7 protein-coding genes and 1 pseudogene are annotated in these 14,301 nt (G+C 64.8%); 7 read left to right on the top strand and 1 reads right to left on the bottom strand.

Going from position 1 to position 14,301, the window contains the following annotated elements; all coding sequences use genetic code 11:
• Positions 1 to 120: 120 nt before the first annotated feature.
• From F8M74_RS01380 to F8M74_RS01390, 3 genes are all read left to right on the top strand, one after another.
• Positions 121 to 8,049 (top strand): hypothetical protein, encoded by a 7,929-nt coding sequence (locus F8M74_RS01380; protein WP_141279671.1) that lies wholly within the window; start codon positions 121 to 123, stop codon positions 8,047 to 8,049.
• A gap of 32 nt (positions 8,050 to 8,081) precedes the next feature.
• Positions 8,082 to 9,062 (top strand): hypothetical protein, encoded by a 981-nt coding sequence (locus tag F8M74_RS01385; RefSeq protein WP_141257895.1) that lies wholly within the window; start codon positions 8,082 to 8,084, stop codon positions 9,060 to 9,062.
• A 105-nt stretch (positions 9,063 to 9,167) separates the two neighbouring features.
• Positions 9,168 to 9,482 carry a M57 family metalloprotease gene (locus F8M74_RS01390; protein ID WP_306441953.1) on the top strand — a complete coding sequence of 105 codons (315 nt, stop codon included), beginning with the start codon at positions 9,168 to 9,170 and terminating at the stop codon, positions 9,480 to 9,482.
• A 26-nt stretch (positions 9,483 to 9,508) separates the two neighbouring features.
• Here the strand turns inward: F8M74_RS01390 and F8M74_RS01395 are convergent, their stop codons facing one another.
• A complete protein-coding gene (locus F8M74_RS01395; RefSeq protein ID WP_141341461.1) occupies positions 9,509 to 10,414 on the bottom strand; it encodes a hypothetical protein in 906 nt (301 codons plus the stop codon).
• A 336-nt stretch (positions 10,415 to 10,750) separates the two neighbouring features.
• On the opposite strand from F8M74_RS01395, the gene F8M74_RS01400 reads away from it, so the two are divergent.
• From F8M74_RS01400 to F8M74_RS01415, 4 genes and pseudogenes are all read left to right on the top strand, one after another.
• On the top strand, positions 10,751 to 10,942 hold the full coding sequence (locus tag F8M74_RS01400; RefSeq protein ID WP_162295081.1) for a hypothetical protein: 192 nt from the start codon (positions 10,751 to 10,753) through the stop codon (positions 10,940 to 10,942).
• A gap of 267 nt (positions 10,943 to 11,209) precedes the next feature.
• Positions 11,210 to 12,802: a sigma 54-interacting transcriptional regulator gene (locus F8M74_RS01405; RefSeq protein ID WP_141257898.1), complete on the top strand. Its 1,593-nt coding sequence runs from the start codon at positions 11,210 to 11,212 to the stop codon at positions 12,800 to 12,802.
• Between the two features lie 387 nt (positions 12,803 to 13,189).
• A pseudogene (locus F8M74_RS01410) lies at positions 13,190 to 13,648 on the top strand (IS5 family transposase); the annotation flags it as partial.
• Positions 13,649 to 13,756: 108 nt separating this feature from the next.
• The gene (locus F8M74_RS01415) at positions 13,757 to 14,281 is read left to right on the top strand and encodes a DUF1993 family protein (protein ID WP_141257900.1); all 525 of its coding nucleotides are present in this window, start codon (positions 13,757 to 13,759) and stop codon (positions 14,279 to 14,281) included.
• Positions 14,282 to 14,301: the final 20 nt, after the last annotated feature.

The raw sequence follows: 14,301 nt of genomic DNA on the forward strand, positions 1-14,301 counted from the left end.
GCCCGACGCGATGAACAGTCGCGACAGCGAGCGGAGTCCCCGCGCCTGCCGCGCTATTTGATGTTTCGCCTGAGCGCGCAGGCGATATTCCCTTTATCGCAGGGGAACGAATCACCGCTGTTGCAGGCGCCGCGCTCGGAGCCGCTCGACCTGGCGCCAATGAATGGCGAGGCGCCGGGCGCCGCCTTCGTGGATTCAGGCGCCCCCGAATTCCTCTCCGAGACGGGGTTGGACGAACCTGTGATGGAGGACGCCTCGGCGGGGGCGCACAGCGAAGCCTTGGAGGCGCCGCCGGAGGAATCGCCTGTTCCCGATGAAGTGCAGCCGACGGCTGACTCGACGCGTGCGGAGGATGGCGCGGCAGTCGAACCTTCGCCGCATCAAGAGGCAGGCAGCGAGGTGTTGCCTGACGATGCGCGAGACGCGGGCCCCTCCGCTGCCACGGCCAGGGCTTCACAGGACCGTGAGCCATCCGCGCCGGAGGAGGCACAAGGCACGTCCGAGCAGGAGCCACCGGCGGTGGAGGTGGCGCGAGTCGAAGAGGGCCAGGAAGGCGTGGACGCTGGCGGTGGCATGGCGGCGGCTGACGCGGCGCCAGAGGTGCCCGAGCCCACGCCTGCGTTGTCCGATTCCCCCCTGGACGTCGTAGCGGATGCCAGCACGGCGAGCGCGCCCACGATGGCCGCGGTGCGTGCCCAGATTCAGCGCCGGACGGCGGCCATTCAGGTTGCTCCGGTGACGGCGGGCACGGGCGGCGCCCGAGAGGTGCGGTCCGTGACGGAGTCTCGCGCGGAGCTGATTCGCCTCCGCGCCACGGACGTTCCACGCAGTGCCGAGACCGCGATGCCGCCGGTGCCTGAAGGGCTTCCGGAGACACTGCCGACTCCCGAAGACCCGGTTCCCTCGGCCCGAAGGGGCGTCGAGGTGAAGTCGGGGCTGCCACTTCCCACGCAGACGCCCCCCGCGCTCACCGTGAGCCCCTTTGGAAACAACCCGAGGTCGGGAGACCGGCCGGTGTCGGCGGACCTCATCCGCCAGCTCCACCGGGTGCTCGATGAGGGGCCTCCCGTCTCGGACCCCAATGACGAGGCACGATTCCGGCTGCTCATGATGCGCGAGCGCCTCATGGAGCGCTCGGCCCCCGAGCCCGGTCGTGGCACGCCCGTCGCACTTCAGGAGCCCAGGCCCCCTGAAGTTCCTCCGCTCACTCCAGCGCGGCGTACCCAGACGGCGCAGGTCATCGCGCGGCTGCTTGTCCGGAAAGGGGAGGAAGCGCGGGAGTGGGTCTCCTCGGCTCGGAGGAGTGCGTACCCCAACGGCGCGCTCGAGCGCGTCACGGAGACGGCCCACCTGGGCGAGGACACGTTCGCTCCGGAGTTCGAGCGCACGTTGGAGCAACAGCTCAACGCCATCGCCGCCGAGGCAGGTATCGCGGAGGAGGACCTCCAGACGGCCGTCGACGAGCGGCGGCGCGTGCTCGACGAGCGGACCCGCTTGGAAGAGGAAAGCCTCCAGATGTCGCTTCCGGAGGCCACGGCTGAACTCGGAGGCGCGAGTCAGGCGGTCAGTGACGGGGTGGCGGGCGGCCGTATCTGGATGGAGGCGCGCGCGCGCGCGGCGGAGGGAGGGGCCTCTTCACCGACCGCCTCCGTCACCGCGCAGCGAGACGCGCTCCTGGATGACATCAACCGGCGCGTGGCGCGAGCGGACGCGCTGTATCGCCGGTCGGCGACAGTCCGCGAGCAGGAACTCGTCCAGGCCGAGCAGGACCAGCGGGCTGCCTATGAGGCCGCGGCTCAGCGAGACGAGTTCCAACTCGACGAGGACCGGGGCGAGCGCAGTCAGGTGGAGGTCCAGGCGGATGTGGCCCGCAGCACGGCCTGGCTCACCGAGCGACAAGCCTTCCTACGCCGCGAGTTCGAGCGGCTGAAGGGCGAGGCACGCGACGCGGGTCGAGGCTACCGAGTGGAGTTGGCCAGCGCGGGCGACGATGGGCGCGAATCGATTCGCGAGTGGGCCGCGACTCAACTGGGCGAGGAGCGGGACTTCTGGGAGTCGTTCCTGGAGATGCTCGAGGACTGGGCGGACCAGACTCGCGCCAACGCCGAGGCCTGGGAGGCGCTGCAAAACCAGGAGACGGTCCAGGCCGTCGCGGGCGACCTGGCGATGCTCGACCGGGTTCAGCGTGCGGCCTCCGCGGGGATCTCTGAACAAGCGCTGCTTGCCGCCAACGCGCTGTCCGCAGAGGAGCAGGCTCTCGTCCACGCCTACTTCAATCCGGACCCGGCGGAGGGGGCGAGTGATCCGATTGGTGCCGTGGCCGCGGGCATGCGGGCGCGCATCTTCAACCAGCGCAAGGATTCACTGGAGAGTGGCATCCGGGACCTGTTCACGGATTCCGACCTGCACTGGACGGTGTTCGCCGAAGTGGCCCGCGCCGCTGGGAACACTCAATTCGATGCCTCGCATCGGGCGAGCGAAATCTATCGCGCCTACCACGGGGGGATTACGGGCATCGGGACGGACGAGGCCCGCGCCTTCCGAGCCATGACGGGGCTGGGGCCTCTCGAGGCCCTGGCGCTGCGTAAGTGCTACCGGCAGACCTACGGACTGGACCTCGAAAAAGACAGCAAGGGCGAGTTGTCCGGGGCCGAATACCAGCGAGCTCGCGCGTTGCTGGAGGGGGACCGGAACAGAGCTGACGCCGCCGCGCTCCACACGGCGATGAAGGAGGCCGGTTGGGGGACCGGCGCGGGGACGGACGAAGCGGCCATCATGGAGATCCTCCGGAACAAGACTCCGGAGGAGGTCGAGCAAATCTCCCGGTTGTACCGGGAGATGTATCACCAGGATCTCCAGGCCGAGCTGCGGGAGGAACTGGACGACTGGGCCACGTTCACCACGCACGATGCCGATCGCGCCGACGCCCTGCTTCGCAGCGACACCGCGACGGCAGACGCCATCGCCATCAATCAGCAGGTGCTCGGCTTCTCGTGGGCCAACGCGTTCAACCTCACCTATGGCACCTCGTTCGAGGCGGGGGCTCGTGACGAGGTGGCCGCCATCTACGAGCAGGTCCGCAGGGATGTCACGGAGGTGCCCGGCAGCGCGGACTGGTCCAATGAAAAGTTCGAGGCGGAGATCACCCGTCGCGTTCAGGCCATCACCAATGCCTACGGAGGGCTGTCGTCGTACGGCCACATCGGGGGCTCGCTGGAGGAGGACCTCGCCACTCGCTTCAGTGGGCCCAACCGCGACCTGGTGTTGTCGCTGGCACGCAACGACCAGACCGGCGCGGACGCGGCACGCCTCGCCATCGAGCGTCAAAGCACGTTCTACGCCTCCGATGCGGAGATGAACCGGGTCCTCGAGTCGCAGTACGACCGAGCGCTGGATGCAGTCCGGAGGGACATGGCACCCGAGCGGCGCCGTGCCCTCATGGCGCTGCTCGATCTGGAGGAGGCCGAATTCAGGCAGCAGACCGGCCAACGCTGGACGCCTGCCGAGCGCTGGCGGAGGCAGCAGCTCGTCGAGCGTCAGATCGAGGCGGAACTGGAGGTGGAGGCGCGAGCCCTCGCTGACGGGAACATGACCGCCTTGAGCCAGCGATACGCCGGCACGTACAGCGAGTCGCTGGCAACGGCGCTCGATGAATCCACCAGTGGTGTGGACGGCGAGCGCGCGCGGACACTCCTGCGCCAGGGCGGATACCTCACCCGTTACCAGCGCTTCGACTTCTCGGTGCGTGGCGCGGGCACGGATGAGCAGGGGGCTCGTCGAGCCATCGAGGGAGCCTCCCGTGCAGAGCTCGAGGAGATGCGGGCGCAGTGGGCCCGGGAGAATCCGGGCGAGACGCTCGACGGTCGCGCGGCCAGTGAGCTGAGCGGCTCCGATGACATGGACATGCGCATCGCGCTCATGGGGGCCCCGGAGACGATCGAGGACCGGGTCCGTATCGAGCGTGCACGCATGGCCCTGGAGGAACCCTCGCAGGGAATCGCGGGCCCCGAGCAGGCGCTCATGCAGATACGCCTGGCCCAACTGGAGGCTCTCGCCGACCGCATGTACGACGCGGACGTCTCCCCGGAGGAGCGGGCACGGCTGCTGGGTGACTTCGACTTCCACGCCGATGCGGTGCGGACCGCCGTGGAGGACCATCGCGCCGCGGTGGCGGAGATGACCGACAGCATCGCCAACGTGGTGGGGATCACCGTGGCGCTGATTGTGGGGGGAGTGGGAGCGATCTTCACCGGCGGGGCCTCCGCCGCCATTGCGCTGGCCATCATCGCGTCCATGGCGAGCACGGCCGCCTCCATGGGGACGCGGTGGTTGTTGCTGGGAAACCAGTACGGCCACGAGGAAATCCTCATGGACCTGGGGCTGGGGCTGGTGGATGCCCTGGTCGGGGGGCTGACAGCGGGGTTTGGCAATCGCCTGCTGGGCATCAGCCAGATTGGCCGTGCCGTCGCAGCGCCGGTGGTGACGCGCGCTGGCATGAGGGGGGCGGCACAGCGGCTGTCGATGTCGCTGCGGCAGCTCTTCGTGGGCAGCACCGGGCGGCTGACGCAGGCGACCCGTTCCATCGCCATGCTCGAGCGCATGTTGCAAGGCGGGCGGCTCAGCCAGCTCGCCGCACACGGCATCGCGCAGACGATGGAGAACGCGGTGCAGTCGCTGCCCTCCGCCGTCATCGCCAACGTGGCGAACGACCAGGTCTGGGAGCATGGCAACCCGCTGGTGAACATCGTGCGTGGCACCTCGGAGCAGATGGGGCACGGGCTGGCCCTGGGGCTCGCCATGAGTGCAGGGCACGCCTCGGTGAGCCATGTGGGCGGCGCGGCCTGGCGGTTTGCTCGTGGCCCCCGGCTTGGAAGTACCCCGGACGTGTTGTCGCACGAGCATCTGCTGACCTCTCCGGAGTCCCACGAGGCGGCGCTTCGCGAGTTCCAGCGTCGCAACCCGGGGAGCTCGGAGCAGGACTTCCAGGCGCTGGTGAATGAACAACGACGCCTGCATCTGGAAGGGTTCCTGGCGGAGGGCCGAGGCCGGACGGAGGCCGACTTCAACCAGATGCTCGAAGGGGAGCGCGCCGCGCGGATCGCCGAGTACCAGCAGATGCATCCAGGCCGCACGTCGGCTGAATTCGATGCGGACGTAGGCCGCCGCAGCGGTGAGGCACATTCAGAGGTGTCGCGCACGGCGAAGGCCCTGGAAGCGGTGCGGACGCAGATGGAGGAGGGGCTCCCGGAGGACGCGCGGGCACTTGCTCGTGAGGTTCCGGTGACGTCGGTGTCGGCCTCGGAGATGGCGCGCTTGCAGGGCAGCCTCACGGCGGAGGCCGCAGTGGTCATTCGTGATGGCCAGGTGCACCTGGTGGTGCGCGAGGGCGCGAATCCGGCCGCGGTGCGCGAGCAAGCCGCGCGTCTGGTGGAGCTGGTGGAGCCCGGCACCGCGGGGCGCGCGAAGGACCCATCGCTCTCCCTGCCACGAGACCTGCGTGACCGGGTTCCCGTCCACGTCAATCCGAAGCTCACGGGAGGCTCGGTGCAGGTGCATTACGTGTCACACAAGGACGTCATCGTCGGCGTGTGGCTCGAGGTGGGACCACAGGCACGGGCCGTGGACATCCACATGCATGTGCAGACGGCGCGTTCCATGCGCCAGCTCCAGGGCTTGAGCGGCTCCGTGCAGCGGTTGCTGGCGGAGGTCCGGCAGTGGTTCGGCGCCAATCCGGGAGCGAGGCCGGGAACCATCGCGTGGGAGGCCAGGCTCGAGCTGGAGAAGCTCCCGCGAATCATCCAGGAGCGGGCACAGGCGCTTCGGTTGGCCACGGACCCTGACGTCCGGACTCGCATCGCGTTCGAAATCGAGACGTTGCGGCTGCAGGTGGAGACACATACCGCGAACGTCCGGGCGATGAGCCTGGAGCCGGGTGTCGGCTTCGTCGCGGCGACGGTGCCAGATGAGGCGACGGTTGTTGCTCGCCTCGCGGAAATGCCCCCCGAGTTGCGGCAGATTCTTCGGGAACGAGGACCTCTGGTCGAGGCCTACGTGGCGATGAATCCGGAGTTCTTCCGCACGTTGGTGATGCCGCGTGGGGAGACGGCCCTTGCGGCGAATGAAGTCAGCGTGGAGCGCACCCAGAGATTGGCGGACATCCTCCTTCGCTTGCTGGGCGGGCGCGATGCGAGGGATCTGGCGTCACCAGGGCTGCTGCCGCTGGCGGAGACCCACCTCCACTTGGGGGGCATGCTCGAGGCGGAACACATCGTCCGGCACTTGGAGGCACTCATTGATGATACGGCGAACCCCGGAAGCACTCGCGGGGAGCTCAATCGCTGGATCAAGGCCGTCAACGATCTGCTTTCCGGGCGTGAGGAGAGGCGCCGCATCTCCGAAGCGGATCGTGCTCGCTTCACGCAGTCCCAGAAAGACGCGCGGGCCGCCCTCAAGGCGTACGACGAGGCCTACCGATCCTCGCTCGTCAGGCCGACGCCCGAGGATGCGGCCGTCCTCCACGTGTTGCGTGAGAAGCTGATCGCGCGCATCCAGGCCGTTGTCTCGATGCCCTTGGCCGATGCCACGATGAAGCCCTTGCTCACGTCATTCTTCGCCGAGTTCGTTCGGCAGAAGCGATTCCTGCTCGGAAGGAAATCGGGCCTCGAGCTCCTCACGATGGCGGCAAGTGACCTGCATGAGCACGGCGTGTCGATGCTCGAGTTGCGCCAGGGACTCTCCGATCATGTCGAGGCCTGGTTCGAGGCCATGAGGCAATCTGGAGCGGATTTTGTTCAGGGCCTCATTGTCACGCAGGTGAAGAACTACGCGGCGGATCCGAAGTTCATCCCGGAGATCATGCGCCGAATCCGCGATGACGAGCTGGCCTACGTTCTTGGGTTCGATCTGAGCGGGCTGGAATCCGGAGGCCGCGGAAAGGACACGGTGGGGCTGAGAGCTGCCTATCTCAAGCCCTTCCTGGAGGTCCATCAGTACAATCGTCAGCAACTGGTGGGACTGCTCGAAGGCAACGAAGGGCTGCGAGACGGTGTTCAGCAATTCCTCGAGTCCAGTTCGGACCTCCGCTTCCATTTCCTCGTCCAACGTCTCGGTCTACCTGCGAATACACCTCCCCTTGTGGTCGCGGAAAGGCTGGCTCAAGCCATTCAGGATGGGACCGTGGGCGCACGGGAACTGGGCGTCTGGAATCGGGTGATGCGCGACGCCATCACGCACGTCGGGGTTGAGCATCAAACGAACTACCTCGCGCCGCGGGATGGCTTCCGGGGCTTGTTGGGGATCACCGTCCATGCGGGCGAGCAGGTGCGGGGGCAGGTTTCGCTGAGTTCGTTGCTGGAAGACGTGCGTCTCGTCCTCGATTACGGGTCGGATCGCGTCGGCCATGGTGTGATTCTCGGCACCTCCTTCGTCGACCCGGGGCACCCGGTGCGTGTCAACTCCAGGTTGATGGCAAGCCTGGGGTTCAAGGAGCGAAAGGGTGTGTGGGTTCGCGGGAAGGAGCGCTACACGGTGGAGGCGCTCCTGGCGATGGAGCAGAAACGGAGACAACTCCTGGTCCAGGCTGTCAACCTCGGCGTGGTGATCGAAATCAACCCGACGTCGAACGTGTTGCTGAGCGGGCTCGACCCATGGTCGGCACATCCGGTGGCGCGTATGCTGCAGGACGAACCCGCACTTCGCGTTTCCGTGAACACGGACAACGCCGGCATGCACTTGACCAATCCGCGTCTGGAGCTGGCCTACCTGCTGGCGACCGAGTCCTTGACGTACCCTCAAGCCGTCCGGGTGGTCCTTGAAGGATTCGCGTCTCGCATGGGCGGCCGTCCGATTGCGGACGCCGAGAACCTGCGCAAGCAGATGGAAGACGCCATCGTGCTGGCCACGCGGACGAGCGGCGAGCGTATGCTCGTGCTGGAAGAACTGGCGCGCCGCTACGGCCTGCAGGCGCCAGCGCCTGCGACCGGCATCGAAGTCGACGATGGTGCATTTCGACAGGCCCTGTCCCCCTACCTCCGCCTCATCCTGCAATGACCCAGGTCCCGAACGAGCCCCCACGACATCCCGTGTTTGCACGGTGCATCCGCGACTTGGGAACCGAGTTCCTCATCGCGCATCAGCACGCCCGGCTGTACACGCTGCCCGGGATGGCGGGCGCTCCGCGCGTGTTCCTCACGGGACTGGCCGCGATTCGCGACATGCCGTCCTTGCTCGCGACCGTGCGGCTGCATTCCTCTCTGGATGCAAAGCTCCTGGGGGCCAAGGCGAAGCAGGCCGTGGAGCAACTGAACGAGGCCCTGAGCGGCGACGTGGCGAAGGGCGAGGCGCCTGAAGCCGCGTTTGAGCGATGGGTTCAGGGGATGGGGGCGGTGCTGCTTCGGCACGAAGGAGATCGGCTCTTCGATCCGAAGATTCTCCTGGAGCAGCAGCTCTCCATGGGAGGGGATGGCCTGCGGACGGACATGGCGCTTGCGCGCTTCGGCCTGGAGAGGGTGTTGGGCCGCGAGCCCGAGGTTCAGCTTCCAGCGCCCGTGCTCCCCCGTGACGAGGTGCCTTCGCGAGGTGAGGGGAGGGTGGAGGTCATCGAGTTGGGGGACCTCGTCTATGGTTGGTGGGCGGGGGGCGAGAAGCCCTTGATGGATGCGCTGGGTGATGCCCGGAGTGCCGTTCGGTTCCGGTGGGTTCATGGCATCACGGGGTACCGGGCGGGGAGCGTGTTCGCCGCGGGGTTCGCGGAGGCACTCCGAGAAGCGGTTCCCGAACGCTTCTGGGAGGTCATCGAGAAGATCTATCGCTGGCAGAACGACGTGGGGGCGCGTGTCACTCGGGAGGTCGTGAGGGACTTGCCGGTGGACCCCGACGCGGTTCTGGCGCGTGCATCCGCGCCAGACATCATGGAAAAGGTTCAGAGAGACCAGGCCATGGTGACGACCTGCGCCATTCCGCCCATCCGCCCGGCATTCGTCGTGGGACGCAAGCTGTTCCTGGGGCGAGAGAAGTACCCGGAGCTGGCCGCCGAGGTTCGCAGGCTCGCGAGTGTCTTCTGAGATCACCTCGAGTACACCAGAGGTGAAGATTGACATATTCATGGGTGTCGTGAATTGTGCTATTTTGTGGATTCAGAGTTTGCCTTTGGGTGTTCTGATTGAGAGGTGTGCGGTCGACCTTGGCTCATCGAAGCCGGCTTTCCGGCCGACGACATCCTGGTCGTCGACGGTGCTGTGTACGTGGGCCGCGACGCCCACGTGACTCTGGAGGCATCCCGCGAGATGCTCCAGGCCCCCGAGGGGAGCGCAGAGCAGTACCGCACGACCAACCTCGTCGGCACGGGAGTGACGAAGAACTGCGTCAACCCCACCGCCGAGTTCAATACCTATACCAACCTGAGCAAGGGGTTGGATCAGGCCATCATCAACTACAATGAGCGGGGCCTGCGACTCGTCCGTGCCGTGAAGGCACTTCGCTAATATCGGCGGCTGACGACTCCGACGCCCTACGTAGCGGTGGACGTAGGCGACTTACGTCGCACCATGAATCCTGCTCGGGGCGCGCTCGTTATTCCCAGCACGCTTCCGAGGTGGGGAGCCAGTCGTGCCGCAGCAGCGACGAGTGGTGCCCGACTGGCGTCGTCACCGCGTACCGTCGAATACAACGAGCTTGGGCCCTTCGACACGAAGAAGAATGGCAACTTTCGCAGGTTCTCCGGAACACACCGGCCCGTCATGCGGCCCCAGGAAACTGTCGGCTGGTCCTTCTCAGCAACGCCGTCTTCGCCGACGAAGTTGACGCTCGTGTTTGCTCGCCAGAAGGTGTCGTCGAGCGTGATGCACCCCGCCCGATCGTCTTTGCCGGGGAACGCAGGGGCGAAGCCCAAGACCAGCGCCGCCTTGGTGCCGTTCGTCTGGACGAGGCTCGACAGGAGCTGCACGAAGGTGTCAGTCAGCGAGTGCTCCATCCACGAACGCACGTCCTCGCGCACCCGGTTCTTGATCTTATTGTAGGTTGTATCCATCCCGTTCGTCGTCACGATCGCGGTGAAGTCAACATGCGCCGCTGTCGACCCATAGGTGAGCTGCCCGTTGGTTGCCGCCCTCAGCATTTCACCTGCGAGGGACCACCAGTTTTCATAGGGGTTGGCGAAATAATTGCCCTGCGCGACCCACTGCTTCTGGATGTCGTCCCCAATGGGGAGATGTATGGGGAATTCCTCGGCGCTTGCGTTCAGCGCGATTGTGACTACAGGGACGGGCCGCTCATTATGGGGCAGCCCGAAGCCAAGGACTGGAGGGAAGGGCCGGCTCCCGGGCGGAAAGAACTCCGCGAGCTGCGAGTTCCCCCGAAGTTGGTCTCGATGCTGCTGCGCCTTTGCGTAGAGCGTGGCGAATTGTTGCCGTTCCATTCGTACAGCGTACCTGATGCAGCCGTTGTTCGCTTGCCCTAGCCGCAACAGGACTGAGATGCCGTGAGTCTCGGTAAAGCGTTTGCGCATGGGGAGGGGGCTGGCGGTAGCAGCGGGGTGAAGCGCATCCGTTGAATCCTTTCACGCGAAATCTACCTTGACGCTCACCGATGCAAGGTGATGGTTCGTTGCCATCAGAATTGATGGTTGATGGCTTGGCTCCTGCCGGCTCGTCAGAAGGCCTTCAATGGAAACAGGGGGTTACGCGCTCGGAAGAGCTGGCGCAAAACGTGAATTGGGCCGCTCCGTCTGCCGAACGGGCAAAGGATGGACGAGATGGCCAACAGTGAAGTGATGGCGAAGTCGATCAAGGTGGCGGTGGATGTCTCGAGGGGGATCGCTGTACATGCGAAGGGCGATCCCGCAACGATCGTCGCGGTGGGGGCTGCCGCTGGAGTGGCGTTCTTGGCGATCTCTGTTGGAGCTGCTGTCTGGTACGGGGCCCGCGCTGCCTGGGACCAGTCCTGAAGGCGTTGTTCACAAAGCCATCAACTGTGACGAGGAACCTGGATGTCTCTCAACGCCCGCTTGGTGAGTCGAAAGAGTCGTCGCTTATGCGCATGTGGTCGTCGGGCTCTGTTCTGGAGCCCCTCCCGACGGCGGATGCGGTGGATGCCAGATCACCTAGTGTGCCGTCAGTGTTGGCGGAGGCTGGCTGGGTCGTCCCGGACCCTTCGTGGCTGATGGGCCGTGCAAGCATCCATCAATTCTGACAGGATTCCATCCGGAGAACCAATGAGAGACGACCGGAAGCCGACGCGGCCAGCGAAAGTCGAAGAGATCGGAACTGCAAAGCTCCCGCCCCCCAGGTCCACGGGAGCGCTCCGGTATCTTGAACCGCGCGGGATTCAGATCTCCCGTCGAGGTGAGTCGCCAGTCTATCTTCGTATCTATGAGGACAAGACTTATACCTTTGGCCGCGATTCGGATATGTCGGTGGTTTTTCGCGACGATTCCGTGACGCGCATTCACGGAAAGCTCTCTTGTCGTACTGATGGTCGTTGGGTGTACCGCGATCTGGGAAGTCGCAATGGGAGCTTCCTTTCCGAGTACCCGCTCAATGCACCAGATGAGCCACTTGAGCGTATAAAGATAGGCTCCGACACTGTGGTCTCGGTCGGTCATTCAGTGCTACTCGCGAACGCTGGAAGGATCACCTTTGTTCTAGAACTCCCATCAGAGCAGACGTTTGTCGGAAAGATTGGGACGAAGTCTCCAGTCACCGAGCGACTGAACATGGCGGTTCTTGAGGCCTCTCTGAATAGACTCCCTGTGTTCCTCCTCGGCCAGACTGGGTCGGGGAAGAGCTACCTTGCTCGAAAGGTCCATGAACTTAGTGAGTTGGGGGGCGCGTTTTCCTCGGTGAACTGTGCAGCACTCCCCGATAATGCCGACGCAATCCGCAGCGAGTTGCTTGGGCACGTGAAAGGGGCATTCACAGGTGCAAGCGAAGAACGCTTGGGAAAGATACCCTATGCGAACGATGGCACGCTGTTTCTCGACGAGGTCGAGTCGATGCCGGTCGAGGCTCAGCGCTTCTTTCTCGACGTCCTGGATGGAAACTCAGACTATGCGCCGTTGGGGGCTCCCGCTGGGAGGAAATATGAGCGGCCTCGCTTCCGGCTGATCTCTGCCTCCAAGGTGCCTCTCGCGGGTAGCGGACTTCGAAACGATCTGTGCCATCGTTTAAGTCTCGGGAGCATCGTTCGGGTACCGACGCTTGAGGAACGTCGCGACGACATTCCGTTACTCGTGCAGACGTTCGTAAGACGACTTCGCTCCGAACAGCACTTGGACGTCCAAGTCGGTCTTCAGGCGCTTGAGTTGCTTCAGAGGCAGCCCTGGCCGGGTAATGTGAGAGAACTTGAGGGGGTAGTGTGGACCGTTGCGGAAAGGGCACGGAGTCGGCGCACTCTAATGAAGCGGAAGGATGCGTATATTGAGGCAAGGAAGACCTCTCTGAGCCTTAGCCTCGATGAGATTCAGAAGGCTCTGCAGAGCTCGCCACCCGAGCAAGTTGAGTACGCGGCGCAGCCTCCAACGCAGGTGGAACTTTCGTTCGAGTTGCTCTCGGAGCATCTTGAGGCGCGGGCTCTCGCCTTCGGGGGCGATGTCGAGGTGATGACGGAGATGGCATTGCCGAAGTTGGAAGCGCCGGTGAGGAAACGCCCGACTGACCTGACGCGAGAGGATCTGGTGGCTGCACTAACGCGGAGTGGCTGGGGGATCGAGCGAACGGCGAAGCAACTCGGCATTGCGGTGAACACGCTGAAGTCGAAGATGGAACGGCTCGGTATTCCGCGGCCCTCGGCGCGGGGACAACGATGAAGGAGCGCGATACCTTGGGTGCTCGGCTTGCGCTTTGATGGCAGTTAGCTGAGACGCGCCCCGACGTCGAACATCCGTCCGCCACCACAGAGGCTGCGGAAGCAGGCGACTCGCAGCCTCACATCACCCCTTCAGGGTAGTAGGTACACTTCCCTGGAACTTTGACTATGTCTGGCTCTTGTTGCCTTGAACAGCAAGGAAGTGCATGGGTTATGAACAAGTCAGCTCGATTTAAAGTGGATCCTCGGCTTGCATCACTCTTGGGCGAAGGTTATCGCTCGTCTGAGGAGGCGCTGAAGGAACTCGTGGATAATGCTTGGGACGCTGATGCAGAGGTGGTTAGAGTTCAGTTGCCCCATCATGTAACGCCGGGTTCAATTGTTAAAGACCGGCCCGAACCCCACGGACAGAGGGAAGAAAGGCACCAAGCACCATGTCGTGACGGACCGGAAGGGCAGTCCGCTGGCAGTGCTGCTTTCCGCAGCGAACGTCCACGACAAGAAGTGCGCTCTGCCGCTCCTCGATGCCATCCCCTCCGTGCACAACGGGCGCCGAGGCCGGCCACGAAGGCGCCCGGAGAAGGGGCATGGCGACAAGGGCTACGACTTCAAGGACATCCGGCGAGGGCTCCGGCGGCGACACATCATCCCGCGCATTGCCCGCCGGGGCATCGAGTCGAGCGAGCGACTGGGGCGGTACCGCTGGGTGGTGGAGCGCACACTGGCATGGCTCCACAACCTCAAGCGGCTGCGAGTGCGCGAGGAGCGTCGGGACGACATCCACCTCGCCCTCCTCCAGTTGGGCTGCAGCCTCATCCTGCTGAGGAGGCTTGCCCGGCATTATTGAAAGGAGTTCGCCACGGACGGCTTCGAACGCCCGGTTCTTGCTGCCGTGGTCGTTCGGGCGCATGCTGAAAAGGCGGAAACGCGAGCGCCAGAAAGCGAGGGAAATCCGATGGCGACATCACTCTACGACCTCAGCGTGCCCACCTTCCTGCAGACCGTGAGGGCCGTCGCAGGCTTTCTCGACCGTGCGGCCAAGCACTGCGCTGAGACGGGTGTTGATCCCGACGACTTCGTGAACGCGCGCCTTTTCGACGACATGGCGCCCTTCCACTTTCAGGTCGAAGCCACATGTCACCATTCCGTGTGGGGGGTGGAAGCCCTTAAGACCGGTGTGTTCGCCCCGCCGGCCTTAGTCGGACCGGTCCCTTTCGCCGACCTGCAGGCGATGATCGGCAAAGCGGAAGTGGCGCTGGAGGCGTTCACGCCCGACGAGGTTGACCAATGCGCGGGCAAGGACCTGGACCTTCAGATCGGGCCGCGGAGGCTCGCCTTCACGTCGGAGACGTTCATTCTCTCGTTTTCCTTGCCGAACTTCCATTTCCACGCCGTCACTGCCTACGACATCCTCCGCTCGCGCGGTGTACCGCTCGGCAAGCGTGATTACGAAGGCCGGCTGCGCACTAGATCAGCCTAAGAACTCCTTTGAAAGGAGGC

The organism is Myxococcus sp. CA023, from assembly GCF_010998615.1.
Classification (GTDB): domain Bacteria; phylum Myxococcota; class Myxococcia; order Myxococcales; family Myxococcaceae; genus Myxococcus.

What these genes read in the sequence shown, in the direction of transcription:
- F8M74_RS01405 (WP_141257898.1), top strand. Translation starts at nt 11,210, where the DNA reads ATGAGAGACGACCGGAAGCCGACGCGGCCAGCGAAAGTCGAAGAGATC.
- F8M74_RS01415 (WP_141257900.1), top strand. Translation starts at nt 13,757, where the DNA reads ATGGCGACATCACTCTACGACCTCAGCGTGCCCACCTTCCTGCAGACC.
- F8M74_RS01395 (WP_141341461.1), bottom strand. Translation starts at nt 10,414, where the DNA reads ATGGAACGGCAACAATTCGCCACGCTCTACGCAAAGGCGCAGCAGCAT.
- F8M74_RS01400 (WP_162295081.1), top strand. Translation starts at nt 10,751, where the DNA reads ATGGCCAACAGTGAAGTGATGGCGAAGTCGATCAAGGTGGCGGTGGAT.